General features: G+C 63.0%; 3 protein-coding genes. 2 read left to right on the top strand and 1 reads right to left on the bottom strand.

The window, feature by feature from the left end; genetic code table 11:
- The coding region (locus AC1D1X_RS21475; RefSeq protein ID WP_477699127.1) for a ferritin-like domain-containing protein at nucleotides 1–663 on the top strand (663 nt) is incomplete at its 5' end.
- A 77-nt stretch (nucleotides 664–740) separates the two neighbouring features.
- Complete coding sequence (gene rfaE2 / locus AC1D1X_RS21470) at nucleotides 741–1,247, top strand: D-glycero-beta-D-manno-heptose 1-phosphate adenylyltransferase (protein ID WP_477670610.1); 507 nt, start codon at nucleotides 741–743, stop codon at nucleotides 1,245–1,247.
- Nucleotides 1,248–1,330: 83 nt separating this feature from the next.
- On the opposite strand, the gene AC1D1X_RS21465 is transcribed toward rfaE2, so the two are convergent.
- Nucleotides 1,331–2,128 (bottom strand): beta-ketoacyl-[acyl-carrier-protein] synthase family protein (locus AC1D1X_RS21465; protein ID WP_477699126.1); only part of this gene is annotated, 798 nt, incomplete at its 5' end.

Raw genomic sequence — 2,128 nt, 5'->3', positions numbered from 1 at the left:
ATGTCCATCTGGTTTTTTGAAGAGCAAAAACACTCGCTGGTGTTGATGGAATACCTCAAGCGCTTCCGCCCGGACCTCGCTCCCACGGAAAAAGAATTGCACGAAGTGCGTTTCGAGTTCGAACCCGCACCCGCGCTGGAAACGCTGATGCTGCATTTCTGCGGCGAGATCCGCCTGAACCACTGGTACCGCCGCGCCAGCGAATGGCATACCGAACCTGTCATCAAGCAGATTTATACCCAGCTGAGCCAGGACGAAGCCCGCCATGGTGGCGCTTACCTGCGCTACATGAAGCGCGCCATCAACAACTTCGGCAATGAAGCCAAGTCCGCCTTCACCAAGGTGGGCGTGCTGATGGCCAGCGCACGCCGTACCGCCCAGGCGCTGCACCCGACCAACCTGCATGTGAACAAAAGCCTTTTTCCGCGCGACACCATCCAGAGCCGCCTGCCCAACCCCGAGTGGCTGGAGCACTGGCTCGACACGCAGATCAAGTTTGACGCGGTGTGGGAGGGCAAGGTGGTCGAACGCATCCTGCACAACCTGAGTCTGCTGTTGAACCAGAGCTTCAAGACCGTGCAGGAACTGAACCGCTACCGCAAGGAAATTGCCAAGGAACTGGCGGAGTCCATCGCCGCCAAGCCGGCACCTGCCGGCGCCTGATGCACGACGTCCGCTGGCCGGGTGCCTCGGGCGGCAGAAGCCGGGTGGTAACCCGGGCCTTCCGTTAAAGTGGCGGGATGCCCAGCGAGCCCCCTACCCCCTCCTCTACCCACTTCCTGCAAAAAATAGTCCCCCGCGAAGAAGCGCGGCAGCGGCTTGCTTCAATGCCACATCCCATTGTCTTTACCAATGGGGTGTTTGATGTCTTGCACCGCGGGCATGCCACCTACCTGGCCGACGCACGCGCGCTGGGCGCAAGCCTGGTGGTGGCGCTGAACACCGATGCCTCGGCACGGCGGCTGGGCAAGGGCCCTGACCGGCCGCTCAACAACGAACACGACCGCGCCGCCATGATGGCTGCGCTGGAGTCGGTGAGCCTGGTCACCTGGTTTGACGAAGACACGCCGCTGGAGCTGATCCGTGAGCTCCAGCCGGATCTGCTGGTGAAGGGCGGAGACTACGACATGGACAAGCTGGCAGAGACCGCGGTGGTCAAGGCGTATGGCGGCAGCGCCCGGGCGATCCCGTTTGTGGATGGCTATTCGACGACGGCCCTGGTGAAAAAAATCCGCGCTGCGAGTTGATCCACTGATATCCGCCGGTATTGGGTATTGGGTATTGGGTATTGGGGGAGCCCGGCCGGCTTTTCTTCGGAGGGTGGTCGCCCTCAGGCGGACTTCGCCACCAGCACGGCGTTGGAGCCGCCAAAGGCAAACGAGTTGGACATCACCGCGCGCAGGCCCTTGGCATCGCGTGCCGCCAGCGGTATGTAGTCCAGGTCACAACGCGGGTCTGGGTTCACCAGGAAGGCCGTTGGCGGCAGTTGCCCCGCGCGCAGTGCCATCACACTCGCAATGAATTCCATCGCCCCCGCAGCGCCCATGGCGTGCCCGTGCACCCCTTTGCTGGAGCTGATGGGCAGGCGCCCGGCCAGGTCCTTGAAGGCCAGCTTGATGGCGCTGGTTTCGATGACATCACCGACATCGGTGGCGGTTCCGTGGGCATTGAGGTAACCGATGTCGGCGGCCTGCAGTCCCGCGTCTTTCAGCGCCAGCGTCATGGCGAGTGATTGCCCCTGGGCGTCGGGCTGCGTCAGGTGATGGGCGTCGGTGGTGGATGCGTAGCCGCAAAGTTCGGCCAGGATATTGGCGCCGCGCCGTTTGGCGCTTTCCCATTCTTCCAGGACCAACATGGCGGCGCCTTCGGCCAGCACCAGACCGGAGCGGTCAACCGAAAATGGACGGCACGAGGTTTCGGTGCCGTCGGCATGGGGCTTGGCCAGCGTGTGCATGGCTTGCCAGGCCTTGATGGTGCCGCGGTTCAGCAATGCCTCGGAACCCCCGGCCAGCATGGCGTCTGCATAACCGTGGCGGATCTGCCGGAAAGCTTCTCCAATGGAGGTGGCCGACGATGCGCAGGCATTGGAAACCGTGCTGCTGGGGCCCTTCAGCCCGAACTCCATGGA

The organism is Polaromonas sp. P1_G4, from assembly GCF_056405475.1.
This window is presented reverse-complemented; position numbering and strand designations above follow the sequence as displayed.